Source organism: Pseudoalteromonas sp. S3178 (assembly GCF_005886985.1).
Taxonomy (GTDB): Bacteria; Pseudomonadota; Gammaproteobacteria; order Enterobacterales; family Alteromonadaceae; genus Pseudoalteromonas; species Pseudoalteromonas carrageenovora.
Map to the genome: position 1 here is coordinate 1 of NZ_PNCW01000067.1, position 26,914 is coordinate 26,914.

The window sequence follows — 26,914 nt, forward strand, 5'->3', positions numbered from 1 at the left end:
ATTTATGCTGCGTTATCGCCTATTTATGGGGAATAACCACACTGCATAGACTCTGCCTTGCCTAAAAACCAAACATACTGCTGCAAATTCACCCACGAAAGGTCAAAACGCCCTAGTAATAAGTTACTGCAAAAGCTTAGCTTAAATACATTAATACTTCACTAGAGCCTGTTTATCTTATTAAATTTTAACTTTTTTATTTATTTTTAGGCGTTTATTGACTAACTTTTAAATTACTCTCAAAACGTTATAAAAATAACAAAGGATGAACACGTCACTCATGTTACAAAAAAGCCTTTCTAAGAAGTTGCTGACTAATGTTTTATCAGTCTATTTTTTGCTTACCTTTGTGGTGACTTGTGGCCAAGTACTTGCTGAATACGTCAATACTAAAGACTACATTCGAGATGAACTTAGCACCTTACAAAAAACCTTTAGTCGCAGCTTAACACGTGCCATTTGGGAGCTTAATACAAAGCAAACAATTACTACGGCAGAGGGCTTACTCGCAATCCCAATGATTGAAGGAATTATAGTGCGTGACGACAGTGGCGAAATAATTTCTCAACTGGGTCGCTCTTTAGATATACATAAATTGTATAACCAGCAATTAGTTCAAGAAGAAGTTATTTTGGAAGATACTAAATCTGGCTTATTTGGTTATACCTTCCCGCTTATTTTTGAATTTTCAGGGCGTGCCACTCAAGTTGGCGATGTTACTTTGTTTTCCAGCCGAGAAGTTGTTTTTAGCCGGATTATGGTTTCGATCTACTTTTTGATTGGTAACGCGATGATCAAAACTACATTTTTGATTATTTTATTTTTAATGGCATTTAGAAAACTGTTGACCGATCCTTTAGCTGAACTCACTGAGCAATTAGAAAACATCGAGCTTGATGAATTAGAAGGTCAACACATAGAAATTGAAACAGAAGAGCATAACGAACTTAAAGTTATGGAGCACTCATTCAATAACCTAATAGACAAAGTGGTGCAATACCGAAAAGAGCTAGAGCATACCCAAAAAGAACTTATTATTAGTAACGAAAAGCTCGATCAGCACAATATACAACTAGAACAAGACGTAGCCCGTAAAACATCTAACTTGAGCCAAGCAATGATGGACTTACAGCAGCAAAAATATGAGCTTGAAAAACAAAAAATAGTTCTCACCGAAGAAATTGATTTACGCCGAAGCACAGAGCAAGAGCTAATTAGCAAACAAAGCGAATCACAACGTTATATAGATGAGCTAAGCCTAGCTCAGGAGCGTTTAGTTGGCACTGAAAAAATGGCAGCCTTAGGTGGTTTAGTAGCTGGTATAACGCACGATATAAATACGCCCATTGGTATTGGCGTTACTGCAATATCATTTTTACAAGAACGTTTAAATAAACTCGAAAGCGCCTATACCGATAAGAAACTCTCACCAAAAGCGCTTGAGGAGTTTATTAATGAAGCTAAACAAAGTACTAGCCTACTCACTACAAACCTTGATAGAGCGTCTGAGCTAATTGCCAGCTTTAAACAAATTGCGGTTGATCAAGCCAGTGAGGCAATAAGAACCATCAACTTTAAAGATTACGTTAACGAAGTAATTCGCTCGCTGCATCCTAAACTTAAAAAAACATCCCACACAATTAACCTACAATGCCCAGATGATTTAGTGCTTAACTTACCTGCAGGTGCTATAAGTCAAATTTTTACCAACCTAATAATGAATTCACTGATCCATGGCTTTGAAGGCAACGAAAATGGCCTTATGGATATAAAAATAACAAGTGATGAAACTAACTTAACCATTGATTACAAAGATAATGGTAACGGTGTTACTAGCGAGCAATTAACTAAGTTATTTGACCCATTTTTTACGACTAAGCGCGATCAAGGTGGTAGCGGCTTAGGTACGCACATAATGTTTAATTTAGTAAAACAAACATTAAGTGGCTCTATTGATGCCACAAGCGAGCCAGGTAAAGGTCTTCGTTATTACATCCAGTTCCCTAAAAACATGGCTAAACCCCTCTCTATGTTTAATCAAGAGTAACTATGTGCGTTAAATTTAGCCATATTTGCCAGTAACAAATCAGCCATTTCGAGATGTTGTTTTTATTGCTATGATTGAACAAATTTTTCAAATGGATCAATCCCCCTATGTGGTTTAGTAACCTTATTTGTTACCGCTTTAAGCAAGACGTTTCATATACTCAAGAAGATTTTGACAAAGCATTAGAGCAAGACTTATTTCGTCCGTGTACAGGCCAAGAGCTTGCTACATTTGGCTGGACAAAAGCGTTTGGAAAGTATGGCGAAACGTTATCGCATTTTTCTCAAAAAAGTATTTTAGTGTGTGCAAAACGTGAAGAAAAAGTGTTACCTGCGTCGGTTATAAACGAGCTCGTTGCTGAAAAAATTGATCAAATTGAAGCAGAAGAAAATCGTCCTGTTAAAAAGAAAGAAAAAGACGAATTAAAAGAAAACATCCTTCATACACTGCTTCCTCAGGCATTCAAAAAATCGAGCCTACAATTTGCATTCATTGACCAAGAAAATGGTTGGGTTGTAGTAAATAGTGGCAGCTTTAACAAAGCAGAAGAGCTACTCGCCCTACTTCGTAAGTCACTTGGTACATTACCTGTAGTACCTGCATTTGCTAATTATGACCTTGATGTATTTTTAACAGACTGGCTAACTAACTTTAGTACTCCAGAAGGCTTTGCAATAGGCTCAGACGCTGAACTTGAAGAAGCCGATGACAGCGGCGCACAAGTAAAACTTAAAGGTCATGATCTAGCTTGTGATGAAGTTAAGTCACATTTAGAAAGCGGTAAACGTGTAACTAAGCTTGCCCTTGATTGGCAAGAACGCCTGAAGTTTATGCTACAAAACGATGGCTCTATTAAACGTTTAAGCTACTCAGAAACTTTAAAAGAAGAAAACGCTGACATACCTAAAGAAGATATGGCCGTTAAGCTTGATGCCGACTTTATATTAGCATCAGAAGAAATTAAGCAACTACTTGAAGAGTTAACTGCCGGTTTAGGTGATGCCGACGATATAGATAAAGCATAACTAAAACGTAAAAAAGCACGATAAAATCGTGCTTTTTTAATACCAATAAAAAGATATGTTTAACTAAACATATCTTTTACATCAACTAGCATATCGTTGTATTCGTCGCTTGAGAACAACTGCATTGATGGTATTACACCCTTATCAATGTAAGTTTGTAATGCAGCTGATTTATCAGAAACCTGTAACGTCCCTTCTAAAATAGCGCCTACACGAATAAAATCAACATAACTTACCTGAGTCGGCTTATAAGTCGGATCAGCCCAGCTTTGTGCAACATCAACAAACTCCTTAGGAAACTCCCAGGCAGTCATAATTGATGAGCCAATTTTACCACTCAACTTTTGAATTGCATGAGCTAAAAAGCTTGGGTTAGCAAAAACCTCAGGGTGGCGCTCTGCTTCAGTTAAAATAGGTAACACGCCAATATTATAGACAAGTGCGGCGAGTGTAATTGAATCGCGATTTAACGACGTGTGCTTTTGATTTTGTAAGTAAAATTCCATAAGTGAAATAGAGTGGCTCGCAACCGTTAATGTTTTTTGCCACGCTTTACCCATGTAACCTTTAATTAGCTCATTGTTTGATACAAACAGTTGCTCCATTGCCATTGCGGTTGCAATATTTTTAATTTGGCGCAAGCCAATACGTGTCACTGCTTGCTGTAAATTAGACACTTTTACCGCACGTCCCATAATTGCACTGTTAGCAACTTTTATCATACGGGCTGAAAGCGCAGGGTCTTGAGCAATAACATCCGACATTTGCATCAAGTTTACATCAGGGTTATCCGCCGCTTGGCGAACCTTAATTGCAACCTCAGGAAGCGTTGGCAGTACGAGCGTATCGTTATTTATTCTATCAACTAGAATCGTTAATAAAGCATTTTCTGTAGACATATAGCTTGCCATCCTTTTTGTTTAGCCTGCAAGCAACTGCAAATTCAGACCGTTAATTTTTGTATTAGTAATATAAATTAGTATTGTCTAACTTACCGATAAAGTTAAGGAAATTATAGAAGTTTATTTTAATTTATGACGCTTTAGCGCATGTGCCTGCCTTACAACGCCAAATACTTGCTATTTACCATTTAGTTTTGCTTTAATGCAATCACAATAAGGAAGCGTTTGTATACCTTTAGCTATTAAGCATAGCTATACAAATTATTAAACTTACTTTTTAACAGGCAAGATAATGATCTTAAATAAAATTAGCCAAGCAATTTTGCTCTCAGGTGTTGTTTTTCTTAGTGCATGCTCTGAGCAAGCGCCGTCTTCTACCGACAACACAGCCGTAGACCTAGCCCAAGAAAGTGGTGCTCAAGCAGGTCCTGAGCTTATTAATACCGATAAACAACGTTTAGATATTTACACTGACTTTAGCCTAGAGGCTGATCTTTCGCATTTGAGTGATAACCAAAAAGCGATGGTGTCTAAGCTTATTGATGCATCTAAAATTATGGATGAATTATTTTGGAAACAATCTTTTGGTGAAAATAAAGATGCGTTTTTAGCAAAACTGAGTGATGAAAAAGTACGTAAATTTGCTGATATTAACTACGGTCCTTGGGATCGTTTAAATGGTGACGAAGCATTTTTATCAGGCTATAAAGAAAAAGCCCTCGGTGCACAGTTTTACCCTGCAGATATAACTAAAGAAGAGTTAAACAAAGCTGACGTTGAGGATAAAAAAGGCCTTTACTCAGTAATTAAACGTGACGAGCAAGGTAATCTATACAGCGTACCTTACTCTAAAGAATACGCTGATGAGCTTGCAAAAGCAGCCAACCTATTACGTGAAGCAAGTAAACTTGCAGATGATAAAGAGTTTGCTAATTACTTAAATCTACGCGCTGACGCACTGCAAAAAGATGATTTCCAGGTGTCTGACTTTGCGTGGATGGATATGAAAAATAATCCAGTAGATGTGGTTATTGGCCCAATAGAAACATACGAAGATCAATTGTTTGGCTACCGCGCAGCTTATGAGTCTTACGTATTAATTAAAGATTTAAAATGGAGCGAGCGCCTTGCTAAGTTTGCAGCCTTTTTACCAGAGCTTCAAAAAGACTTACCAGTAGATGCGAAGTACAAACAAGAAGTACCTGGTTCGGATGCCGATTTAAATGCTTACGATGTTGTTTACTACGCAGGCCACTCTAATGCAGGTAGTAAAACCATTGCGATTAACTTACCAAACGATGAGCAAGTTCAGCTTGAAAAAGGCACTCGTCGCCTGCAACTTAAAAACGCAATGCGCGCTAAGTTTGATAAAATTTTAGTGCCAATCTCTGAGCAGCTAATTGTGCCAGAGCAACGCAAACACATTACCTTTAACGCCTTTTTTGCCAATACTATGTTCCATGAAGTGGCACATGGTTTAGGTATTAAAAACACGCTTACAGGTAAAGGAACCGTTCGCCAATCATTACAAGAACACGCAAGTGCACTTGAAGAAGGTAAAGCCGATATTTTAGGTTTATACATGGTTGAGCAGTTACTCAAAAAAGGCGAAATTACCGAAGGTACACTAGAGGATTACTACACTACGTTTATGGCTGGTATTTTCCGCTCTGTACGTTTTGGCGCATCAAGTGCACATGGTAAAGCCAATATGATCCGCTTTAACTTCTTTGCACAAGAAGGCGCATTTTCTAAAAATGACGAAGGTTTATACCGCGTAAACATGGAAAAAATGGGCGTAGCAATGGCTAAATTATCTCGCCTAATTTTAACTTTACAAGGTGATGGCGATTACGAAAAAGTAGATCAACTAATCGCAACACATGGCGATATTAAAGAAGAGCTTGCTAAAGACCTAGAAAAGCTAAGCCAAGCTAATATCCCTGTAGATGTAACCTTTAAACAAGGTAAAGACGTGTTAGGCCTTAACTAACCCAACACGTAATACATTACTAGCGCTGTAGTTTATAACTGCAGCGCTTTTTTTAGCTCTGCAATTTGTGGTTCTGTATATGGCACTGCCGGGTGCTTACCCCAAATTGGCGCAGGCCAAGCAGCATCAGTCGTAAAACGTGCAATATGATGAATATGTAATTGCGGTACTACATTACCTAACGCCGCTACGTTTAGTTTATCCGGGCTAAACACATCCATTAATAACTTACTTAACTTGGCTGACTCTTTTAAATACACAATTTGATCATCCTCAGATAAATCAATTATCTCTTTTAAGTTTGCCTGCCTTGGCACTAATACAAACCACGGATACTGGCTATCGTTTAATAAAAGCACTTTACACAGTGGCCAGTCGGCAAGTTCTATACAGTCGCGCTTAAGCTCAGGGGCAAGTTCAAATTTAGGGTTAGTCATTGTAATGTCCTACTTTATCTTTAATAAATGACACTTTATAGCATTTAGTTGCAGTTGCACACGCTTGGCTTTACCATTCAAAACAATATTTATAATAAGCTAAGGCAACCTTGTGCTAAAAAAAATAAAATACCTCTCACTGGCACTGCCATTAATGGTTGGCGCCGTTAGTGTTCAAGCAAAACCATTATCATTAGAACGTATTTTTGACGATCCGAGCCTTTCGGGGAAGTCACCAGTACAACTTAAATTTTCACCTGACGGCAGCCGCGTAACTTACTTACAAGGTAAAAACGATGACTACAACCGTTATGATTTATGGGAATACAACTTAAAAGACAACACTAATCGTGTACTTGTTGATTCTGCTAAGTTATTTTCAGGCCCAGAAAACCTTTCAGATGAAGAGAAAGCACGCCGCGAACGCCAGCGTATTTTTGGTAAAGGTATTTTAGAATATAAATGGTCTAAAGACGGTAAAGCACTTTTATTTCCACTCAATGGTGACTTGTATTATTTCGAGCTCGCTTCAGGTAAAAGTAAAAAATTAACAAACACAGAAACGTTTGAAACCGATGCGCGTTTTTCACCTAAAGGTAATTATGTATCGTTTATTCGTGAGCAAAACCTTTACGCTTTAGAGCTTGATTCTGGAAAAGAAATACAGCTAAGTAAAGACGGTGGCGGCGTTATTAAAAACGGCATGGCCGAGTTTGTAGCGCAAGAAGAAATGAGCCGTATGACGGGTTACTGGTGGTCAGGCGATGAGTCTAAAATAGCTTATACACGTGTTGACGAAACCCCTGTAAAAGAAGCAATTCGTAACGAAATTTACGCAGATGAAGTAAAACTATTTAATCAGCGCTACCCGTTTACAGGCACAGATAACGTTAAGATCCAGCTAGGCGTAGTTAAACTTAACGACCAAAAAGTTGATTGGATTGATTTAGGCAAAAATGAAGATATTTACATTGCCCGCGCTAAATGGCTAAAAGACAGCACTACGCTTTCTTATCAGTGGCAAAACCGCTCTCAGCATGATTTAGAGCTTCGCTTTTATAACAGCGAAACTAAAACACAAAAAGTAGCACTTAGCGAAAATAGCGACACATGGATAAACCTACACTTTGACCTTGAGTTTTTAAAAGACAAAAAGCATTTTGTATGGGCATCTGAGCGCGATGGTTTTAAACATCTTTACTTATACCGTACTAACGGCCAACTTGTTCGCCAAATTACCTCTGGCGATTGGGCTGTTGATAGCTTAAAAGGTATTGATGAGAAAAAAGGTATTGTGTACTTTGCAGGACGTAAAGATACACCGCTTGAAAGCCATTTATACAGCGCCCCTTTATTTAAAAAAGGCGATGCAAAGCGTATTACCGAAAAAGGTAAGTACCACAGTGTTGTAATGGCAAAAGATAGTAAAACTTTTATCGATAATAGTTCATCTGATAATACGCCAAACTCAGCCGCTCTTCGTAAAGTAAACGGCGACTTTATTACTTGGCTTGAAGAAAACAAGCTCGATAGTAACCACCCGCTTACGCCTTACTTAAGTGATTTAACAACACCAGAATACGGCACAATTAAAGCACAAGATGGCCAAGTAATGCATTACCGTTTATTTAAGCCAAGTAATGTAAGTGATGGCAAAAAACACCCTGTTATTGTTAATGTTTACGGTGGGCCGCACGCACAACGCGTTACCAATAGCTGGCGTAGTAAAAATTTGTATTTTCAATATATGGCGCAACAAGGCTACGTTATTTTTCAGCTTGATAACCGAGGTTCTTACAATCGCGGCAAAAAGTTTGAAGATGCTATTTATAAAAACTTAGGCGTAGTAGAAGTTGCCGACCAAATTAAGGGCGTAGAATTTTTACGCTCCCTTGATTACGTAGATCCACAGCGTATTGGTATTTATGGCCACAGCTACGGCGGCTACATGGCATTAATGACAATGTTTAAAGCGGGCGATTACTTTCAAGCAGGCGTATCGGGAGCACCAGTAACTGATTGGGCATTGTACGATACCCACTACACTGAGCGTTACTTAGGTAATCCAAACACGAACGCAAAAGGCTACGAAGACAGCGCTGTGTTCCCATACGCAGATGGCTTAAAAGGCCCATTAATGATTTACCACGGTATGGCCGATGACAACGTGTTATTTACCCACGCCACTAAGTTATTTAAACAACTTCAAGATAACGAAAAACAGTTTGAGATGATGACTTACCCGGGCTCTAAACACAGCCTTCGTGGTAAACAAGTGCAAACGCATTTGCATCAAACCATTACTAATTTCTTTAATCGTCATTTTGATGTTAAATAATTAAACCATTTAAAAATAGACCAAAGGCTGATTGAAATATCAGCCTTTTTTTTGTCTTAATAGGTTATTAAGCCTAGATTAAACGCCCTTTTTAGCTACGCTTATTCTATGCGCTAATGCGCACACTTATTGAGGATAAAAGTATGCCTAATTTACGTAGTTTTAGTATATTCCAGCGTTTTTCACTGTTAATAGCCATTGTTGTATTTGGCCTAATAGTACTGAGTATATCTAGCCTAACTCATCAATATAGCTCACTCAAAAACGAGCAATATCTAAAAACCCAAAATGTAGTAGAAACCGCATACAGTGTTATTGAACATTACTATGCACTTGAGAAAAACAACACCCTCACGCAAGAGCAAGCTCAAACCCAAGCTCTTGAGGCTGTAAGGGCCCTACGCTACGAAAAAACTAATTATTTTTGGATAAACAACTACCAACCAATAATGGTAATGCACCCTATAAAACCGGCGCTTGAAGGTAAAGACTTAACCAATAACAAAGACCCCGACGGCAAAGCGCTATTTGTAGATATGGTTAATATTGTTAAACAAAACCGCGAAGGCTTTATTCCTTACAAATGGCCAAAGCCTGGTAAAGAACAACCTGTAGATAAAATAGCGTTTGTAAAAGGGTTTAATCAGTGGCAATGGATTATTGGTTCAGGTGTTTACCTTGATTCGATTGACGAAGCATTTAGCGAGCAGCGTAACCTTATACTTTTTAGCGCATTAATAATGATTATTGCAGTTATAATCCTCAGCTACTTTATAGGTAAGAGCATCTTAACCCCTACTCGCCTAGCTGCCGATATGATGAAAGATATTTCCCAAGGCGAAGGTGATTTAACCCGTACGCTTAACGAATCGGGTAATGATGAAATTTCAGAGCTGTCGCGTTCATTTAATTTATTTGTGTTAAAAATGCGAGAGTCGTTGGTTCATGTGTCTCAAAGTGCCGATGATGTAAATAAGCATGCCTATACCGTTGACGACTCTAGCAAAACTAGCCATTCGTTTATCGAGCTACAAAACGACAGCTCCACACAAGTTGCTGCTGCAATGGAGCAAATGACTCATCAAATCCACGATGTAAGTCGTAATGCCGAGGCAGCAGAACAAGCTGCCAATGATGCCGCATGCAATGCATCAACAGGTAAAAGCGTGGTTGAAAACACCATTACCGCCATAAAAACACTTTCTAGCAATATAGAAACGGTAAGCCAAGTCACTGAAGATTTGGCCAACGAGAGCAATAATATAGGCTCAGTACTTGATGTGATTAGAAGTATATCGGAGCAAACTAATTTACTAGCGCTTAACGCTGCAATAGAAGCAGCTCGAGCCGGTGAGCACGGCAGAGGCTTTGCTGTTGTAGCCGATGAAGTACGCACACTAGCGAGTCGTACAGGGCAAAGTACTGACGAAATTCAAGCTATGATCACTAAATTGCAAGAAGGGGCAAAAGCCGCTGTTGAGGCTGTTAAGTCAAGCCAAGCGCTTTCGGTTTCTACCGTTGAACAGGCTTCATCTGCTAATACATCGCTTAGTGAAATTGAAAGGCTTGTGTCAATTATTACTGAAATGAACAGCCAAATAGCGCGAGCCACAGAGCAGCAAACACAAGCTGCCGACGAAGTTAATTTGCGTATTAACGAGCTATCTCAATCAACCGAGCAATCACTCAATAATACCAAGCAGCTTACTGATGCCAGCGACAATCTTAAACAAAGTAGCCAAGGGCTTTCGAGTGTGGTTAATCGCTTTAAATTAAAATAATTCAAAAAAAAGCCCTGAATTATCAGGGCTTTTTATTACATATGCGTTTTTAGCTTATACCATTTCGCTTAATTAAGTGATCTATTTTTAGGATGGAAAAACGTGTTGATAGCTAGGCAAAAAATTTGCTATTTAGTTGTTCTAAATGAGAATTTTTTAACACAGATAGCGACACGTTTAGCCCCGAAAAATGATTAAGTATTATTGCGGATTGGTATTACATACAGTAGCGTGCAAATAAGCTTGTTACTGATGCAGCGGTAGGCTTACCGTGCTGCCAATCGCCTCCTTCAACACCGCTACCGGCAATATCCATATGCACATAAGGCAGTGGCTGAGCTGAGTCGTTACCGTGTTTATCAAGCCCGCCAACAACAGCTAAAAATGCCATAGGGAACTGATGGCCACGGGCTGTAACCGCAGAAGCCGCATTATTACTTGATAAAACATCATCAGCTAGCGTGCGCGGTTTTATAAAGTCGTAGTCTTCACGACGAGAGCGCGAAACCTCTGCGCCATCAGCCCATAAGTCACCAAGGTCAGCAATTTGACGTGATGTATTAGCACTGCGTGCAGGCCCGTTTTCTACATAAGCTCCGTAAGGACCCATTGCACGTGCCGCATGACCCGTTAATGTTGCTACCGTAAATAACGTTGGATTAACTTCTGTTTTAGCCAAATCTTTCATTTCGCTAAGTAGGTCACCCATTGCTAAACGCCCTTCTGCATCGGTGTTACCTATGCGTACACGTACGCCTTCACGGCTAGTAATTATTTCATCTGGTACAAAACAATCTGAGCCAATAGAGTTACGCACAACGGCTAAGTACGAAATAACTTTAACGCCTTTAGGCTGATAATCAGCAACCGATTTCATAAAGCCAGCAACTGACGCAGCACCGCCTTTATCACGGCTCATACCTGCCATGTAACCGCCTACTTTTAAATCTGCACCGCCTGTGTCGTATACTAAACCTTTACCTACAAACATAAGCGTGCGGGTAACTTCGCCCTCAGGCACGTATTCAAGCTTAACAACGCGAGGGTGGTGGCGCTCTACTGCATACGATGCACGTGCAACCGTACTTAGCATTGGATAGTTTTTATCAATTAAGTCTATGTCGTCAACAACATCAACACTTACGTTTGAGCCTTTAAAAAGCTCCACGCAGTAATCTGCAAAACGAGGAGGCGCCATACGCTCTGGTTCAGTACCACATAAATCACGTGCGGCATATTGCCCTGCCGCAATTGCATTTACAGCCTTAACCGTTTCCTCACTTGCGTCAATTAAACCAATTTGAGTAATTGGCTCAATGCCTTCGCCGTGATATTCACGGGCTTCAAGTGGTTGCCATAAAGCTTGGCATGCACCTAAATAAGCAACTTCTAGCGCATTTTGGTAACGTTCATCAGTATGCAAGTTTGGTAAGTAAATAGCAGGGCTGACACTCCCCGACGCTTTCGCTTCATTTATAGCTAGTTTAGCGGCATCAAAATAGCGGCGAACATCGTCGTAATCTCGGTTTAGTGGGCCTGTTGGCGCAAGAATAACGCGTGTATTTTCAATAACTAAAAAGGTAACTTGCTTGCCAATACGAGAGTCTACTTTAGCTTGCGCGTTTATAGCATCGCTTAGTGAATTATTGGCTAACTGAGAAAAGTCATCACTAATAATAATAAGTGCATCGTGAGAAGAAGAATCAAGGCTAGCACTTAGTGTAGGTGCAGCGATTGCTTGAGGATATGCCATAAGTAAAGCTCCTGTTATTAAACATAAGGAGGCTATTATCGTCGATATAAAAACACAAAACCAGCCAGCTGCGATAAGCAAATTTTGCTCTGGCAACTTGGTGTTACAGTAAAAAGTGCACGCTAATCGAGAATACTCAATTGTAGATTTAAATTAGGCTCATTTTTTACGCCCACCCCAATCCCTAACAGGCGTACAGGTTGTTGCATGCCTCGCTGGTACGCTTTACTTAACAGCTCAGTAAAAATATCAGTATTTAGCTGATGATGTGCCTGATCGGCACTGGTCACCACAAAATTTGCAAACTTCACTTTTACACTCAGTTTATTAATTCTGTTTTGTAGCTGCTGCTTATTAAGGCGAGTAGTCAGCTCCTCTAATAATTTAGGCAGTTGTTCTAAACATTCCTGTAAACTATTTTTATTGTATTCATAAGTGTGCTCCACACTTAATGATTTACGTACTCGCTCTGTAGATACAACCCCAATATATTCACCCGCGCATTTTTGATAAAGCGATACCCCAAAATTACCTACATGTTGCTGCATCCAATTTACGCCTTTTTCGCGTACGTCTTTACCTGTATATAGCCCTTTCAAATTAAGTTTTTCTAGAGTCACTTTCCCTACTCCAGGGATTTTACCAAGCGGTAGGTTATTTAAAAACGCATCCACTTCATCAGGTAAAACCACAAACTGGCCATTGGGTTTATTTTCATCACTGGCTATTTTGGCAATAAATTTAATGGGCGCCACACCTGCAGAGGCTGTAAGGCCGGTATCGTTATAAATATCGGCTCTAATTTGCTGGGCAATTAACGTTGCACTGCCTTTACATGCTGTGCTGTTGGTTACATCTAGGTAGGCTTCATCAAGCGAAAGAGGTTCTATTAAATCGGTATAGCGCTTAAATACAGCGCGAATTTGACTAGAAATATCTTTGTAAACAGACATACGCCCAGGCACTATTACTAGGTCTGGGCATAACTGTTTAGCGTGGTAGTTAGACATAGCAGAGCGTACGCCGTACTCTCTGGCTATATAGTTTGCTGTAGAAAGCACGCCTCGGCGACTATTGCCGCCGATGGCTAAAGGCACATTGGCAAGCTTTGGGTTATCGCGCATTTCGACCGCTGCGTAAAAGCAGTCCATATCGATATGAATAAACTTTTTCATCACCGCAAACAACTGTTTATTTATACAGCCATTATTATTGAATCACTTTTAATTAGCAAGTCCCATTAATTAAAATGGCTGCTTAAAACGCTTAGGTTTTTTAAAACAATGTAGCCAAAAAACAAACTCAAATAAAAACCCTGCTGCCAGTAGTATAATACCACCAGAAGCATTGCCCATTGCGTAGCAAGCAAAAGACGCTATAAAAACTAAACTGGCTAATGCCCAATTAATTATATTTTGCATGTGTGTTCTCGTGTGTGCTGTGTCTGTGTAATTAAACTGTAGACCTAAAATTTAAATAGGTACAATCATCTTATAAAAAACATAAAATTAATTACCTTGAGCTAAATACACCATATTGATAACCTAACTCATTTAAAACTAAGAGTATAAGTACATGCAAAGGTTCAAAGATAAACACCCTATCCATACTGACATTACAGTAGCTTGGGCTGACATGGATGCACTGCAGCACGTTAACAACGTAGTGTACTTACGTTATTTTGAAATTGCTCGCATCGACTTTTTAAATAAAATAAACCTGTTTGATACAATAAAACCGGGCGGTATTGGTCCGGTAATAAGCGAGAACAATATTCGCTACAAACGCCCTGTTACTTTTCCAGACACATTAACTGTTGGTATTACTATTTCAGATATAAAAACGGATCGTTTTTTAATGAATTATTCAGTATTTAGTCATGCTCAACAAACCGTTACAACTACAGGGTCTTCTTTGGTTGTAATGTTCGACTTTAAAACAGGGCAAAAAGCCGCTATTTCAGAGCCATTATTATCGGCCTTAATTAGCCACTCTCAAGATCTTACATAATTTAAGGATTTTAAATGCAATACAATCCGTTAGGCAGCAGCGGCGTTGATGTTTCAAGAGTATGCTTAGGTAGCATGACATGGGGTAAACAAAATACCCAAAGCGATGCTGATGAGCAAATAGCTTACGCACTCGAGCAAGGCGTTAACTTTATTGATACCGCCGAAATGTATGCCGTGCCACCTTCACCTGAAACTTACGGAAAAACCGAAGAAATTATTGGTGATTGGCTTAGCCGAAATACACAAAAGCGTGGCGATATTGTACTTGCGACAAAAATAGCGGGTAATGGGTTATCGTGGGTGCGTGATGGCAGCGATATAACCCGCAGCGCAGTAATAGAAGCCGTTGATAACTCACTTAAACGCCTGCAAACCGATTATATAGATTTATACCAATTACATTGGCCTAATCGCTCTACTCCACATTTTGGTAGGCAGTGGCCTGGCAAACTAACCTTTAGCGATGTAAATACTGAGCAACACCAAGCCAGTATGTTGGATATTTTAGAAGGCCTTAACGAGTGTGTTAAAGCAGGTAAAATTAAGCACTGTGGGTTATCAGACGATACGCCATGGGGTATTAGCCAGTTTATAGGTTTAGCTAAAGAGCATAATTTACCGCGCATGGTGTCTATTCAAAACGAATTTAGCTTAGCGCATGCCAAAGATTGGCCTTATTTAATTGAGCAATGTATACACGAAGATATTGCTTATTTGCCTTGGTCGCCACTTGCGGCAGGCATGTTAACAGGTAAATACTTAAACGGCGCTCGCCCAGAAGGCTCGCGTTGGACTTTCATGCAACGTAATGGCATTTTTAGAGACACAGCCAATGCTCAAAAAGCGACGCAGCAATATGTTGATTTAGCTCATGCTAACAATATAACGCCCGCCCAGCTTGCCCTTGCATGGTGTAACCAAGTGGATGGCGTTACTTCATCTATTATTGGCGCTACAAGCATGGCTCAGCTCAAAGAAGATATAGATGCATTTAACATTACACTTAGTAGTGAATTACTTGATGATATAGCGACTATATTTAAAGACTACCCAATGCCTTACTAAAGCACGCTGATATAAAATAGAAGCGTATTAAAGCAGTATTTTTATACTGCTTTTTTTATAAGAAAATTTGCTGAAAAACACTCTCTAACTATACTTAGTTCACCGTTAACAAATTAATACTTAATGAGTTATGCTGAAAAAATCTTTTTTATTTATTAGCGTATTTAGCTGTTTGAGTGCGTCTACTTGGGCTGAAGAAAATACCCCAATAAAAGAAATCATTTGGTTGCAAAGTTACACGCCACCTTTTCACATAGCTAAAAACGAAGACGCACCTCAAGGCGGAATTTGTGATAATTTAACCGAGCAATTAATTAATGAGATTGGTGATGTAAAACACACTCGCTTAATTGTTCCTCAAAAGCGAATTAATAAGTACTTAAACGAGGGGCAAAACATTTGTTTCCCGTGTGTTATTCATAAAAAAGTAAATAATCACTTATTTAACTATTCTACACCTACAACGGTTTACCCTCCGTTTAATATTATTACCACTAAAGAATTAGCACCAGAGCTTAGTAATAAACACGGCTCACCTATTAAACTAGTAAACTTACTTGCAGATCCGTCTTATGTTTATGGACAAGCGGCCGCAAGAAAGTACACAGACAAAATAAATACTATTATTGAAAATACCACAGTTCATCACCAAGCATCTTTAAGTTGGAGTAGCGAGAACGAAAGCCAAGCAGTTATATCGCGCTTGAGCCACGGCTTTTTAGATTACTCTATCGACTATCCATTTATGAGTGATTACTTTGTTAAGCACAGTAAATTTAAAAACATTGTGAGCTTAGCAATTGAAGAAGATAGCCGAGAGTACGTATTAGGCGCTGTGGGGTGCGCAGCCAACGCGCCTAACAATTTTGCAGTGCAAGCAATAAACAAAATAAATAAAGCACTAAAAAGCAAAGTGCTCAATAGTGAAAAGTACCAGCAAAGCCAACAGCTTTGGCTTAAACAGAGCTTTCCTGAGTTCAACTCCCACTTTAAGCAACAAGTGTTGCCTATTACTGAGCAACCCACTGCTGAGTTAGCAAGCACTTCTCATTTGAGTAAAGACTAACCGTAAATGTATTCCCACACTTAACCTCACCCACACCCGATGGCGTACCAGTCATAATAATATCGCCATCTTCTAAGCTCATAAATTCGCTTATCTCTGTAAGTATTTGCTCAGGCTTGTGCAACATAAAGTGAGTATCACCTTGCTGAATTACCTTATCGTTAATTTTAAGCTCAAAAGTAAAATGCTGCGCTGCATCACTAAGCTCAACAAAGTCAGTAAAAATAACAGAGCTGTCAAATGCTTTTGCCCGCTCCCATGGCAGCCCTTTATTTTTTAACTTACTTTGTACTGTACGCTTAGTTAAATCTAGGCCTAGCCCTACGCCTGCAATTTTTTTATTTTTAATAACAAAGCAAAGCTCGGTTTCATAATGAAGAGTATCGTTATTATGAGCAGATAAAAGAGTGCCTGTAATTGCACTATTTGGTTTGTTAAACAACACCATTTGATCGGGTGTTTCGTTGTTTAATTCTGCAATGTGTGCGGTATAGTTACGGCCAACACACACTACTTTGGATGGTGTAAATTCTTCAGATAATAACTTTATTAAATGCATATAATAACATCTCAATTATGAGCTAATTAGTGTTTCTAACAAGCTCAAGTTAATAGGTTTTAGTAAAACGCGATCTATATTTAAATCTTTGATCTGTTTAGGATCCGGCTCTGCACCACTTACAATAACCAGCCTTAACTCAGGATAACGCTCATTAATTTGCTGCCCTAAATCAACACCTCGACCATCGGGTAAATGCATATCAAGCAATACTTTGTTGAATTGTTGGTCATGATTGAGAATTTGCAAACATTGTGCGCAACTTGAGGCAATTACGGTTTCAACCCCCAAGCTTTCTAGTAAAAGTTGTGTGATTTGTGCTGCATCATGGTCATCTTCAACAAGTAAAAAGCGTTGCTTTTTCTCTGTTAGCACTTTATCTGACGCAATATTTTTAGCCTGTGGCGCACACTCAGGAGCAATTAAATAATCCTGTAAGCATTGATATAACGCGCTGCTATCTACGGGTTTTGGTATTACATCGTTAAAACCAAGCGCTGCAAGTTCTTCATGAATGCCCTTCATAGTAGCCGCTGTAAGCGCAATAATAGGGCCTTTGTAGCCCATTTTTCTAAGTTCGATTGTGGCTTCTTTACCACCCATTACTGGCATATGGATATCAATAAAAATAATATCGTATGGCGCTTTGTACGCATCAGCTATACGTACTTTTTCAAGCGCTTGCTGGCCGTGTTCTGCATAATCTACACGTGCACCACAGGTGCTTATCATATGGCCCACGAGCATGCGTAAGTCACGCAAGTCATCAACAACTAACACGCGGCCATGTACTTTACAGGGTGCAGATTTACTTTGTAACTGCGGTGCGCTACTAAAATTAAGCGTTTGGCGTTCTACCCCACTAATATCACCCGGATAAACCGAAATAGTAAACGTTGAGCCTTTACCCACTTCTGAGTGTAAGTCTATTCGCCCGTGCATTCTGTTTAGTAGCTCAGCACATATAGCTAAACCTAAACCTGCGCCCCCAACAGAGCGAGATTCAACATCGGCTATTTGTTCAAAAGGTTTAAAAATAAGCTCTTGTTTTTCTGGTGCTATGCCCATGCCAGAGTCTTTAATGCTAAAAAATAGCATTTCGGTATCATTAACCCATTGAGTCCAGGCTTTAACAACAATTTCGCCTTTATCGGTAAATTTAACCGCGTTATTAATTAAGTTAATGAGTATTTGGCGCACACGCGTTGCATCAAGCTTGGCAACTAACGGGAGAGGCTCTTGGGATTCAAAGCGTAAAGTAAGGCCTTTATCAAGCACCGATACCCGCATTAATGTGTACACATCTGCAAGCATGCTGTCTAAATTTACTTCGCTTAAAGTAAGCTCTAGCTTGTCGGCAGCTATTTTTGATAAATCGAGTACGTCGTTTAATAAACTTAATAAGTGTTTACCATTTCGATAAATAACACCTAATTCGTTTTCGGCTTGGTGGCTAAAGTCACTTTGAAGTAACAGTTCGGTGTAACCTAAAATTGAAGAAAGCGGAGTACGTAGTTCGTGGCTTAAATGTGCTAAAAATCTATCTTTTGAGCGGTTTTCAGCTTCCGCTTTTAAACGCTCAACTCGCTCACCTTCTACATCTTTACGCGCTAAAGCATAACGTATAGCACGCGCAAATCGGCTCGAGCTCATTTCTGTTTTTATTAAGTAGTCAACGGCGCCCGCATCAAGCGCAGCTGAGTCTAACTCATCGTTTGATTGCCCCGTTAACATAATAATAGGGCCGCTAAAGCCGTTGGCTATCGCTTTTTTTAAAACGCTTAGGCCGTTAGATGCACCTAAGCGATAGTCGAGTAAACAAATATCATGCTCATTTTTACTGAGCTTTTCAATTGCTTGCTCTGGAGAGCTTATCCATTCTACATTAAACGTATGTGAATCTAATTGTTGTAAATAGTCGCAGGTGAGTATGTAATCATCTTCATCGTCTTCAACTAGCAGCAGCTTAGTCACTTTATCTAACATAGAATCTCCCTTTAATCGTTAAATGTTGATGGTAGCTCTACAAACTCTACCCAGTACTTTCCTAATGTTTTCATCAAATCAACTAAGCCATCAAACGTTACAGGCTTAGTAATATAAGATGCAGCACCTAAGTTGTAACCTTTAACCATGTCTTCTTCTTGCTTAGACGTCGTTAAAATTACAACAGGAATACCTTTTAAGTTAGGGTTAGCCTTGATAGCTTCAAGCGCTTCTCTGCCATCCATTCTTGGCATATTTAAATCAAGTAGAATTAAACCAGGACGCGGCGATGTTGTTTTATCTTCAAACTTACCACGGCGCTCTAAGTACTCTAATAGCTCTACGCCATCTTCTACAAAATGAAGTTCGTTTAAAACGCGGCTCTCTGCAAGCGCATCTTGTGTTAACAAGCGATCATCTTCATCATCGTCTGCCATTAATATGGTGATTGGTTTTACTTTTGAATACGGCATTTACGCCTCTCCTTGCAAAGTGAAAAGCGATGCTTCCACTGGTAATTTTATAGTAAAGGTTGCACCTTCACCCTCTATGCTTTGAGCGTGTATAACACCACCATGACGCTCAACTATACGCCTACATACCGAAAGCCCTATCCCTGTGCCTTTGTACTCAGAGCGCCCATGGAGACGCTGAAATGGTACAAATATTTTATCTGCATATTCTTGCGAGAAGCCTATGCCATTATCTTTAATTGTTACTACCTGCCATTGAGCATCAACATTTAGCTCTTCACTAAACTCATTTACATCTTCATAGGTAATATCTATACGAGGTGTTGTGCCTGCTTTTCTAAATTTAACCGCGTTAGAAAGTAAGTTTAAAAACAACTGTTGCATCTGGCTTTTATCGGCCTGAATTACAGGTAGTTTATCAACATTTACTTGCGCGTTACTTTCATTAATCGCAATTTCTAAATCACTTAAAATATCTGCAACCACATCGTTTAAGTCAGTATCGTCAAAGTCTTTGCCGCGCGTTGTTACACGAGAAAACTCAAGTAAATCGTTAATAAGGTTAGACATACGCTGCGCTGCATTTTTCATTCGCCCAATGTAGTCTATACCTTTTTCACCTAGCTCATCTTTAAACATGGTTTCTAGGCGGTCACTAAATGCCTGAATTTTACGAAGCGGCTCTTGCAAGTCGTGACTCGCTACAAACGCAAACTCTTCAAGCTCTCGGTTAGAGCGACTTAGCTCGTCAGAATACAAAGTAAGCTCTTGAGTACGCTCTGAAACTTTACTCGCTAAAGTTTCGTTTTGCTTTTCAAGATCGACACGATACTGCGCAGCATTTCTTAAATTAAGTCGGGTCATTACAAACATACCAATGATAAGTAAAGCACTGGTAATAGCGGTAATAGCAAACGTAATTTTTGCCTCGTTTTTAATTTTAGCAAGCTTAGAAAAATGGCTAACTTTAAAAAGTAATTCGCGGTCTTGAATATCATTTACTTTAGCGCGAATTTGCTTATACAGTTTACGCCCTTTATGAGTATTTAATACATAAAGTGCACGTCTTTCTTTATCGTTAGTTGCAAGCTTTACGGTTTGTTTTAACTCAGCAATTTTAGATTCGGTGAGTAATAATAGCTCAGCTATACGCTCAGCTTGACCGTCAATTTCAGAGTGTAATGATTTAACATGATCAGTTTGCGCTTGGAGCTGATTAACCGCATCATAATAAGGTACTAAATAATCATCTTCTTCTGTTAATAAGTACCCTCGCTGGCCCGACTCAGCTTGTACAATAGACAAATGCAATTGCTCAATAGCAGTTGTAAGCATATTAGTATTATCTAAGCTTTTTTGCGTTTGAGTTAAACCTTGTATGGTATTAAGTGCTAAAAATGCATTACCAACAATAATACTTAGCACTACAACAATAAACGCTGCCCAGGTTACATTAGCCTTGCCTTGCTGTTTTTGCTTGATCATTTAACGTTAGCTTCCCACATTATAAAACTGGTTAATATTATCATTATTGAGAGTCAGAAATTTTTTGTAAACTGTTACTGCAGTCTTGGCAGTTAGCAATAATTTTATCAAGTGCTTCAAGCGCTTTTTGCTTTGGCATATCGTTTTCAAGCACGAGTTTAATAAGCTCTGCATTCATTGATATACGGTTAAGCGGTGCTCTTGCATCGTGCACTAATTTGTTTAATGGCTCTGTTTGCTTTTCTGATGTCATGCTTTTCCTTAAACCTACTAACTAAAATTTAGGGTTATTTATATTCTCCAATACCGCCATAGGCGTTTAAACGGTTATAAAGTGTTTTAGTACTTATTCCTAACATTTGCGCAGCAAGGGTTTTATTGCCTTGTACCTTATCAAGCGTTGCATGAATCAGTTCTTTTTCAACCTCTTCAATAGTTTGCCCTGCCGATACTTGCTTATCTTCTGTTTGCGTATTCACGCGTGAAAAAGGCGACTCTAAATTAGCCGGCAAAGTAATCTCGCTTGTTTGCGGATCGCTCATTATAAAAGCGCGGTGTATCGCATGGCGAAGCTCGCGCACGTTACCAGGCCACTCATAACTTTGCAGCTCTTTTAACTGCGCAGCAGTCCAGCTAAATGAAGTGCCATTTTCGTCATTTAATTGCTCTAAAAAGGCTTTAGCTAAAAGAGGAACGTCTTCTTTGCGCTCTCGCAGTGGCGGAATATCTATAGGGAATACAGCAAGCCTAAAGTAAATATCTTCGCGTATTACATTATTTTGCGCCAAATCAGTAAGTGTACGGTTAGTTGCCGATATAACACGACAATTTGTAGGTATTTCTCGGTTACCGCCTACACGTGTTACCTTTTTAGTCTCAAGTACGCGTAATAAATTAGGCTGCATATCAATAGGCATTTCGGTCACTTCATCTAAAAATAAAGTACCATTGTTTGATTGCTCAAATACGCCTTCTTTGCGTGCAATTGCACCCGTAAATGCGCCTTTTTCATGACCAAACAGTTCACTACCAATTAGCTCTTTAGAAAGTGCGCCACAGTTACTTGCAACTAAAGGGCCTTCGCATTGGCTCGCATTATGAATAGCCTGAGCAACCACTTCTTTACCTGCGCCACTTTCGCCCATAAGCATTACATTAGCGTTAGTTTTAGCTACACGTTCAATCATGTTGTAAAGCTGTTGCATTGGCTCAGACTCGCCAATTAAGCCACCAAAGTGACGTGTAATACCACTTTGTTTTGCTTTTTTAGGTGCTTTTTTAGGACCGTTTAATACAAGTTCTAAGTCTTCGCGCTGTAATGGTTTTAATAAATGGCCAATATTGGGCTCACACATATCAGCTAAAATACCTTTTACTGATGGGTGCCCAGATATAAGTGTAATTTTTGGATCTTGGCCAATCATTTTTAAATGATCAAGTAAGTGCAGGCCACTGCCATCTGGCAGCATAAAATCAAGTAACACATGATCAAAGGTATTATTTTCAAACCACTGATGTGCTTCTTTTAAACTCGTTGCAGTATTAATATTATGGCCGAGGAATTCGACTATGTGGCAAACGACGTCACTAAATTCTATATCGTCATCAACTAAAAGTATGTTCAACATGATAAATCCCTATGCTTTTTTATTATTCTACGCACCCTAACCATTAATTTAAAGGGTAACGCGAATTTGCTTTCATCAAATTTTTAACTTAGTAATTCAACGATTTATTATACCAACTTAATATTTACGCTGGCTGAAAAAAAACGATCACATTTAATTCTAAAAAAACAATTAAAATCGTTTGTATTTATATAATTATAGCAACTGTTATCATTAAGCTCTAAAAAAAGGAGACGAAATGCAGCAATTAAAAACCTTGGTTCATCCTGGTATTAATATTAACCAAGGTACCTCATTTACCCGTTTAACAGCACGTGCCATTGTTATTAAAAATAATAAAATATTACTTATGTATACAGCACGCTATGAAGATTACAGCTTGCCCGGTGGTGGCGTTGATGAAGGTGAAAGTATTGAACAAGGCTTAATAAGAGAGCTTAATGAAGAAACCGGAGCACAAAACATACAGGTTATTAAACCTTTTGGCTTATACGAAGAATATCGCCCTTGGTATAAAGACGACTTTGATATTATTCATATAAAATCGTACTGCTATGTATGCAATATTGCCGACGAACTTGGTAAAGCCCAACTAGAACATTATGAGCAACAAAATGGTATGAGCACTAAATGGGTTGATATTAACGAAGCCATTGCCCATAACGAGCGCACACTTGCCAATAGCGACAAACAAGGGCTTTCTATATTAAGAGAAACTTTTTTACTTAAGCGTATAGCTTGCGATCTACTTTAGCTTTTAATAATTATCTCCATGGGTGTTGTAAATTTTGCAGCCCCCAGAATATTTTACTGCATTTATTTTTTGATTTTCGTAGTTAAAGCTTAAGTTAGCACTTTAAATTTAAAATAATATCAATACAATCAGATGCATACCTACTTAACTTTAAAAACACAAAAACTGGCTTTGCCCTTGCACCCTTACAAATAACTAATTTGTAAGGAGATAGAAATGAGTAACACAGTTAAGACGATCAATCCCGCAACTGAGCAAACCATTGAAACCTACACACTGCTTTCTCAAGAAGAGGCAGAGCAGGCAATCGAAAAATCTCACGAAACATATTTAAAATGGCGTTTAACCTCATTTACCGAACGTGCTAAGCATTTAAATAAATTAGCATCACTTTTTGAAGAGCAAAAAGAAGCCATCGCTAAACTAATGACCGAAGAAATGGGTAAAGTGTACGAGCAAGGCTTTCAAGAGGTTGAACTGTGCGCTGGCATTTGTCGTTATACAGCAGAGCATGGCCCTCAAGTACTTGCAGATGAAGAGCGCGACATGGACGGCGGCCGTGCAATTATTAGCTATCAACCAACGGGCGTATTATTAGGTATTCAACCTTGGAACTTCCCGCTTTATCAAGTTATTCGTTACAGCGCAGCTAACATTATGGCCGGTAACACGACCGTACTTAAGCATGCGGGTAACGTTTTTGGCATGGCCGAAAAAATCGAAACACTATTTAAACAAGCCGGTTTTCCTGAGCATTGTTTTAGCAATTTACTTATTGATGGCAAAACAGCCAGCTCACTTATTTCGCACAAAGCAATTAGCGGCGTAACCTTTACTGGTAGTGATGGCACGGGTAAAAAAGTAGCCGAAGAAGCTGGTAAACACGTTAAAAAAACAGTACTAGAGCTAGGTAGTAACGATGCTTACTTAGTACTGGATGATGCCGATTTAGAGCTTGCCGTTAAAACCTGTGTAACAGGGCGTATGATCAACAACGGTGAAACCTGTGTATCAGCAAAACGTTTTGTTGTAGTTGAATCACTTTACGATGACTTTAAAGCCCAAATTAAAGAGCAATTTGAAGCGTTAAAAATGGGCGACCCAATGGCTGATGATACAGACCTAGGCCCAATGGCACGTGAAGATTTACGTGACAAAATTCATGACCAAGTAATGCAATCGGTTAAGGCCGGTGCAAATGTAATTACTGGTGGCGAAGTACCTTCGCAAACGGGTTATTACTACCCACCTACTCTGCTTGATAACCTAGCACCTGGCATGCCTGCTTACGATGACGAATTATTTGGCCCAGTAGCCTCGCTAATTAAAGCAAAAGATAACGACGATGCCATGCGCATTGCCAACGACTCTCGCTATGGTTTAGGCGGCGGTATTTTCTCTAAAGATGAGAAAAAAGCTATTGAACTGGCTAAAAAGCACTTTGACACAGGTATGATCAACATTAACGGTTATGGTTTAGCACAGCCAAACCTACCGTTTGGTGGTGTTAAAGAAAGTGGCTACGGCCGAGAGCACGGCGGCTTTGGTATGCGCGAATTTGTGAATATCAAATGTATTATGATTAATAGCTAATTTAGCTTTAAATACCAATACATAAAAAAACCTAAAAGTGGGTAACCGCTTTTAGGTTTTTTTTCTTTAAAATTAGATTACAGCAGAGCTCACCCCTTACTAAGACCAAACCCCACGAAACTAAATACTAATAGCTGAAAATATGCATGTTTCTTCTTAATCATTATCAACATTAAAAAATAATATAATAAATTCTGAGGCACTAATTGCAGTTAGCTGCATCACCAGCAAAAACATAATACCTATTCCGGCCTGAGGGTCAGCTTCAATGCCAAAAATGAGAACTGGCGCTAAAATAATAGTAAATAATGCAGCTATAATTCTGATAAGAAAGAGTCGTTTATTTTGGTAGTTATTAGCGTTCGCTAAAAAATACAAAACCAAATAAGGTAATAGCATAAACGCAAAGCCAATCTCCGTTGGCATCCAGTACTTGATTGCAACTGCAACTAAAGATAAGGCAGCAAGCGCCTTAACTGGGTAGTACATTTTTTTATAATTCACATGCTTTCCTTTGCACGCAGTGCTTCATTAGCACCAAGTAAAATATTGCCGAACAATATAAAAACTTTAACTATGCAATGCAATCTATTTCACTAGACTTAACCTGACAGGCAATAATGAGCGATAACCGGTCATTGAGTTTGGCCAAATATCGTCGTGAATTGATTGGTAAGGCTGCTCTTTGCGCATATATTCATGAAAATGAGCGCTGAGCGCATATTGGTTAATTTAACTTTATCTAAAAACTCTAGAAAACTTAGTGATAGTAATACCTTAGGTTATTTGTTAAAACTATATAATGCAGAAATATGCGCGATGAGCGCACTATTAAAATGTTAGGCAGGAGTTGAAGTATGTCAAAAGAAATTCAGCTCAAGTACAAAGGAAACAAGTGCTCTGCATGCGGGTTAAGTGTGAGTGAGATGTTAGCTCGCTGGGGCACGTTCAATAGGATGACTGAGTTTCATCATGTTGATGAGAGAAAAAAGGCCAAGAATTATAGTGCGCTGATACGACGTAATATTTGTACAGAGCAGCTGAATGAGCTAGATAAGTGCATTCTTTTATGTGCTCAATGCCATAAGTTGATACACGCCCAGAATATTAAGGCTGATTTAAACTTAAAGCTCGAATTTGAAAGCAAGGAATATGAACAGAAAGTAAGTGGCTGGATGATTCTAGATCTTCTGGAAAAGAAATTGAGGTTTTTCTCCGACCAGATGTTCAAGTTGCATATTTATCAAATCAGAATCGGAGAAGAGCAAGCTAGACCTATTGTAGGTATTGAAATGGATACAGGTGAATTCTTTTCTGGCCTATTTAGAGGGCTTCTAGAATACAAGTGTTTCGAAATACGAAACTCAGAAAATACGAAAGTTTTAATGAAAGCGCGACTACTAGATGGCAATGATTTTGAACTAAAGCAGGCTGTAGAGTTTCCATTTCTAGAGTATGAATGGAATGAAGAGGGTGTTAAATCTTGGGCACGAAATGGTAAGGTGCTAGACGAAAAAGGCCGCCTAATTAATTGTGGTACCTTAACTTCGATAAATGAAATTGTTTCAATTGCCTAACAATAAGCTGCACCTGACAAATATTGCTACGCTCGTTTTTGTGTATGTCGCGTAGCTCCATTTTACACAAAAACGCTCTCCGCAATATTTGCAGGTGAGCTTGGCATTAGGTGCACCGAATGATCGAGTTTAATTCAAACTTTTGGACAGTATTCATGGATGGTGATTCCATTCTTGAAATGGATAAAGATACATTTGATGAGTCAGAGGTAATGCTTACTGAAGATATACTTTGTTTCAAAAGTACTGATCAAACACTATTGGTTGATTTAGGCTATTACGGTAAAAATAAAAAGTGGACAATTTTCGTTGTTAAAAATAATGACTGGGAAAGCCCACTTGAACATATAGAATGTAAAAACCTATTGAGCGGCATCACTAAGATTCAAGAGTTATTACATATTTACCAAAGGCGCACCTAACAAGTGACTATGGTGTCA

Annotated in this window: 23 protein-coding genes; 12 read left to right on the forward strand and 11 right to left on the reverse strand. The window is 39.0% G+C overall.

All coding sequences use genetic code 11. From position 1 onward, the window contains the following. The first annotated feature begins 280 nt into the window (after positions 1-280). Entirely contained in the window at positions 281-2,047 is a 1,767-nt protein-coding gene (locus CWC11_RS17220; RefSeq protein WP_138683683.1) for a sensor histidine kinase, read from the forward strand. A gap of 107 nt (positions 2,048-2,154) precedes the next feature. Further along, positions 2,155-3,072, forward strand: a complete 918-nt coding sequence (gene rdgC / locus CWC11_RS17225; RefSeq protein ID WP_138683664.1) for a recombination-associated protein RdgC — start codon at positions 2,155-2,157, stop codon at positions 3,070-3,072. A 59-nt stretch (positions 3,073-3,131) separates the two neighbouring features. Here the strand turns inward: rdgC and CWC11_RS17230 are convergent, their stop codons facing one another. Beyond that, entirely contained in the window at positions 3,132-3,971 is an 840-nt protein-coding gene (locus tag CWC11_RS17230; RefSeq protein WP_138683665.1) for an HDOD domain-containing protein, read from the reverse strand. A gap of 295 nt (positions 3,972-4,266) precedes the next feature. Here CWC11_RS17230 and CWC11_RS17235 point away from each other — a divergent pair, with 295 nt between their 5' ends. Then, positions 4,267-5,967 (forward strand): DUF8614 domain-containing protein, encoded by a 1,701-nt coding sequence (locus CWC11_RS17235; protein ID WP_138683666.1) that lies wholly within the window; start codon positions 4,267-4,269, stop codon positions 5,965-5,967. Positions 5,968-5,999: 32 nt separating this feature from the next. Here CWC11_RS17235 and CWC11_RS17240 read toward each other — a convergent pair whose 3' ends face one another. Beyond that, positions 6,000-6,404 (reverse strand): HIT domain-containing protein, encoded by a 405-nt coding sequence (locus CWC11_RS17240; protein WP_138683667.1) that lies wholly within the window; start codon positions 6,402-6,404, stop codon positions 6,000-6,002. A 112-nt stretch (positions 6,405-6,516) separates the two neighbouring features. Here CWC11_RS17240 and CWC11_RS17245 point away from each other — a divergent pair, with 112 nt between their 5' ends. Further along, a complete protein-coding gene (locus CWC11_RS17245; protein WP_138683668.1) occupies positions 6,517-8,742 on the forward strand; it encodes a S9 family peptidase in 2,226 nt (741 codons plus the stop codon). A 143-nt stretch (positions 8,743-8,885) separates the two neighbouring features. Then, positions 8,886-10,523: a methyl-accepting chemotaxis protein gene (locus CWC11_RS17250; protein WP_138683669.1), complete on the forward strand. Its 1,638-nt coding sequence runs from the start codon at positions 8,886-8,888 to the stop codon at positions 10,521-10,523. Positions 10,524-10,740: 217 nt separating this feature from the next. On the opposite strand, the gene CWC11_RS17255 is transcribed toward CWC11_RS17250, so the two are convergent. Both CWC11_RS17255 and dinB read right to left on the reverse strand, forming a co-directional pair. Beyond that, entirely contained in the window at positions 10,741-12,276 is a 1,536-nt protein-coding gene (locus CWC11_RS17255; protein ID WP_138683670.1) for a M17 family metallopeptidase, read from the reverse strand. A gap of 122 nt (positions 12,277-12,398) precedes the next feature. Next, positions 12,399-13,451, reverse strand: coding sequence for a DNA polymerase IV (gene dinB / locus CWC11_RS17260; RefSeq protein ID WP_138683671.1), 1,053 nt, complete (start codon positions 13,449-13,451; stop codon positions 12,399-12,401). 400 nt (positions 13,452-13,851) lie between these two features. Here dinB and CWC11_RS17265 point away from each other — a divergent pair, with 400 nt between their 5' ends. The 3 genes from CWC11_RS17265 (at position 13,852) to CWC11_RS17275 (ending at position 16,419) form a co-directional block, all read left to right on the forward strand. Continuing rightward, the gene (locus CWC11_RS17265; protein WP_138683672.1) at positions 13,852-14,286 is read left to right on the forward strand and encodes an acyl-CoA thioesterase; all 435 of its coding nucleotides are present in this window, start codon (positions 13,852-13,854) and stop codon (positions 14,284-14,286) included. 14 nt (positions 14,287-14,300) lie between these two features. Further along, a complete protein-coding gene (locus tag CWC11_RS17270; protein ID WP_138683673.1) occupies positions 14,301-15,353 on the forward strand; it encodes an aldo/keto reductase in 1,053 nt (350 codons plus the stop codon). A gap of 130 nt (positions 15,354-15,483) precedes the next feature. Beyond that, positions 15,484-16,419, forward strand: a complete 936-nt coding sequence (locus CWC11_RS17275) for an ABC transporter substrate-binding protein (RefSeq protein WP_249330761.1) — start codon at positions 15,484-15,486, stop codon at positions 16,417-16,419. Here CWC11_RS17275 and CWC11_RS17280 read toward each other — a convergent pair. From CWC11_RS17280 to CWC11_RS17305, 6 genes are read right to left on the reverse strand one after another with little or no spacing between them, the layout of a single operon-like run. Next, the gene (locus CWC11_RS17280) at positions 16,364-16,978 is read right to left on the reverse strand and encodes a fumarylacetoacetate hydrolase family protein (RefSeq protein ID WP_138683674.1); all 615 of its coding nucleotides are present in this window, start codon (positions 16,976-16,978) and stop codon (positions 16,364-16,366) included. The two genes, CWC11_RS17275 and CWC11_RS17280, sit on opposite strands and share 56 nt — an antisense overlap. A gap of 15 nt (positions 16,979-16,993) precedes the next feature. Further along, positions 16,994-18,964 (reverse strand): ATP-binding response regulator, encoded by a 1,971-nt coding sequence (locus tag CWC11_RS17285; RefSeq protein ID WP_138683675.1) that lies wholly within the window; start codon positions 18,962-18,964, stop codon positions 16,994-16,996. A gap of 11 nt (positions 18,965-18,975) precedes the next feature. Continuing rightward, positions 18,976-19,437, reverse strand: a complete 462-nt coding sequence (locus tag CWC11_RS17290; protein WP_138683676.1) for a response regulator — start codon at positions 19,435-19,437, stop codon at positions 18,976-18,978. Beyond that, positions 19,438-20,922 (reverse strand): sensor histidine kinase, encoded by a 1,485-nt coding sequence (locus CWC11_RS17295; RefSeq protein ID WP_138683677.1) that lies wholly within the window; start codon positions 20,920-20,922, stop codon positions 19,438-19,440. Positions 20,923-20,965: 43 nt separating this feature from the next. Then, positions 20,966-21,175: a histidine kinase gene (locus CWC11_RS17300; protein ID WP_058548035.1), complete on the reverse strand. Its 210-nt coding sequence runs from the start codon at positions 21,173-21,175 to the stop codon at positions 20,966-20,968. A 34-nt stretch (positions 21,176-21,209) separates the two neighbouring features. After that, the gene (locus CWC11_RS17305) at positions 21,210-22,550 is read right to left on the reverse strand and encodes a sigma-54-dependent transcriptional regulator (protein WP_131692470.1); all 1,341 of its coding nucleotides are present in this window, start codon (positions 22,548-22,550) and stop codon (positions 21,210-21,212) included. Between the two features lie 238 nt (positions 22,551-22,788). On the opposite strand from CWC11_RS17305, the gene CWC11_RS17310 reads away from it, so the two are divergent. Together CWC11_RS17310 and CWC11_RS17315 are read left to right on the forward strand one after the other, a co-directional pair. Next, a complete protein-coding gene (locus CWC11_RS17310) occupies positions 22,789-23,304 on the forward strand; it encodes an NUDIX hydrolase (RefSeq protein WP_138683678.1) in 516 nt (171 codons plus the stop codon). A gap of 216 nt (positions 23,305-23,520) precedes the next feature. Then, positions 23,521-24,897 (forward strand): NAD-dependent succinate-semialdehyde dehydrogenase, encoded by a 1,377-nt coding sequence (locus CWC11_RS17315; RefSeq protein WP_138683679.1) that lies wholly within the window; start codon positions 23,521-23,523, stop codon positions 24,895-24,897. A gap of 156 nt (positions 24,898-25,053) precedes the next feature. Here the strand turns inward: CWC11_RS17315 and CWC11_RS17320 are convergent, their stop codons facing one another. Continuing rightward, positions 25,054-25,401, reverse strand: coding sequence for a hypothetical protein (locus tag CWC11_RS17320; RefSeq protein WP_138683680.1), 348 nt, complete (start codon positions 25,399-25,401; stop codon positions 25,054-25,056). A 353-nt stretch (positions 25,402-25,754) separates the two neighbouring features. On the opposite strand from CWC11_RS17320, the gene CWC11_RS17325 reads away from it, so the two are divergent. Both CWC11_RS17325 and CWC11_RS17330 read left to right on the forward strand, forming a co-directional pair. After that, positions 25,755-26,474 carry a hypothetical protein gene (locus CWC11_RS17325; RefSeq protein ID WP_138683681.1) on the forward strand — a complete coding sequence of 240 codons (720 nt, stop codon included), beginning with the start codon at positions 25,755-25,757 and terminating at the stop codon, positions 26,472-26,474. A gap of 155 nt (positions 26,475-26,629) precedes the next feature. Further along, positions 26,630-26,896, forward strand: coding sequence for a hypothetical protein (locus tag CWC11_RS17330; protein ID WP_138683682.1), 267 nt, complete (start codon positions 26,630-26,632; stop codon positions 26,894-26,896). The last annotated feature ends 18 nt before the right edge of the window (positions 26,897-26,914 follow it).

Coding starts and splice junctions, on each gene's coding strand:
- CWC11_RS17220 (WP_138683683.1), top strand. CDS start 281: ATGTTACAAAAAAGCCTTTCTAAGAAGTTGCTGACTAATGTTTTATCA.
- rdgC (WP_138683664.1), top strand. CDS start 2,155: ATGTGGTTTAGTAACCTTATTTGTTACCGCTTTAAGCAAGACGTTTCA.
- CWC11_RS17230 (WP_138683665.1), bottom strand. CDS start 3,971: ATGTCTACAGAAAATGCTTTATTAACGATTCTAGTTGATAGAATAAAT.
- CWC11_RS17235 (WP_138683666.1), top strand. CDS start 4,267: ATGATCTTAAATAAAATTAGCCAAGCAATTTTGCTCTCAGGTGTTGTT.
- CWC11_RS17240 (WP_138683667.1), bottom strand. CDS start 6,404: ATGACTAACCCTAAATTTGAACTTGCCCCTGAGCTTAAGCGCGACTGT.
- CWC11_RS17250 (WP_138683669.1), top strand. CDS start 8,886: ATGCCTAATTTACGTAGTTTTAGTATATTCCAGCGTTTTTCACTGTTA.
- CWC11_RS17255 (WP_138683670.1), bottom strand. CDS start 12,276: ATGGCATATCCTCAAGCAATCGCTGCACCTACACTAAGTGCTAGCCTT.
- dinB (WP_138683671.1), bottom strand. CDS start 13,451: ATGAAAAAGTTTATTCATATCGATATGGACTGCTTTTACGCAGCGGTC.
- CWC11_RS17265 (WP_138683672.1), top strand. CDS start 13,852: ATGCAAAGGTTCAAAGATAAACACCCTATCCATACTGACATTACAGTA.
- CWC11_RS17270 (WP_138683673.1), top strand. CDS start 14,301: ATGCAATACAATCCGTTAGGCAGCAGCGGCGTTGATGTTTCAAGAGTA.
- CWC11_RS17275 (WP_249330761.1), top strand. CDS start 15,484: ATGCTGAAAAAATCTTTTTTATTTATTAGCGTATTTAGCTGTTTGAGT.
- CWC11_RS17280 (WP_138683674.1), bottom strand. CDS start 16,978: ATGCATTTAATAAAGTTATTATCTGAAGAATTTACACCATCCAAAGTA.
- CWC11_RS17285 (WP_138683675.1), bottom strand. CDS start 18,964: ATGTTAGATAAAGTGACTAAGCTGCTGCTAGTTGAAGACGATGAAGAT.
- CWC11_RS17290 (WP_138683676.1), bottom strand. CDS start 19,437: ATGCCGTATTCAAAAGTAAAACCAATCACCATATTAATGGCAGACGAT.
- CWC11_RS17295 (WP_138683677.1), bottom strand. CDS start 20,922: ATGATCAAGCAAAAACAGCAAGGCAAGGCTAATGTAACCTGGGCAGCG.
- CWC11_RS17300 (WP_058548035.1), bottom strand. CDS start 21,175: ATGACATCAGAAAAGCAAACAGAGCCATTAAACAAATTAGTGCACGAT.
- CWC11_RS17305 (WP_131692470.1), bottom strand. CDS start 22,550: ATGTTGAACATACTTTTAGTTGATGACGATATAGAATTTAGTGACGTC.
- CWC11_RS17310 (WP_138683678.1), top strand. CDS start 22,789: ATGCAGCAATTAAAAACCTTGGTTCATCCTGGTATTAATATTAACCAA.
- CWC11_RS17315 (WP_138683679.1), top strand. CDS start 23,521: ATGAGTAACACAGTTAAGACGATCAATCCCGCAACTGAGCAAACCATT.
- CWC11_RS17325 (WP_138683681.1), top strand. CDS start 25,755: ATGTCAAAAGAAATTCAGCTCAAGTACAAAGGAAACAAGTGCTCTGCA.
- CWC11_RS17330 (WP_138683682.1), top strand. CDS start 26,630: ATGGATGGTGATTCCATTCTTGAAATGGATAAAGATACATTTGATGAG.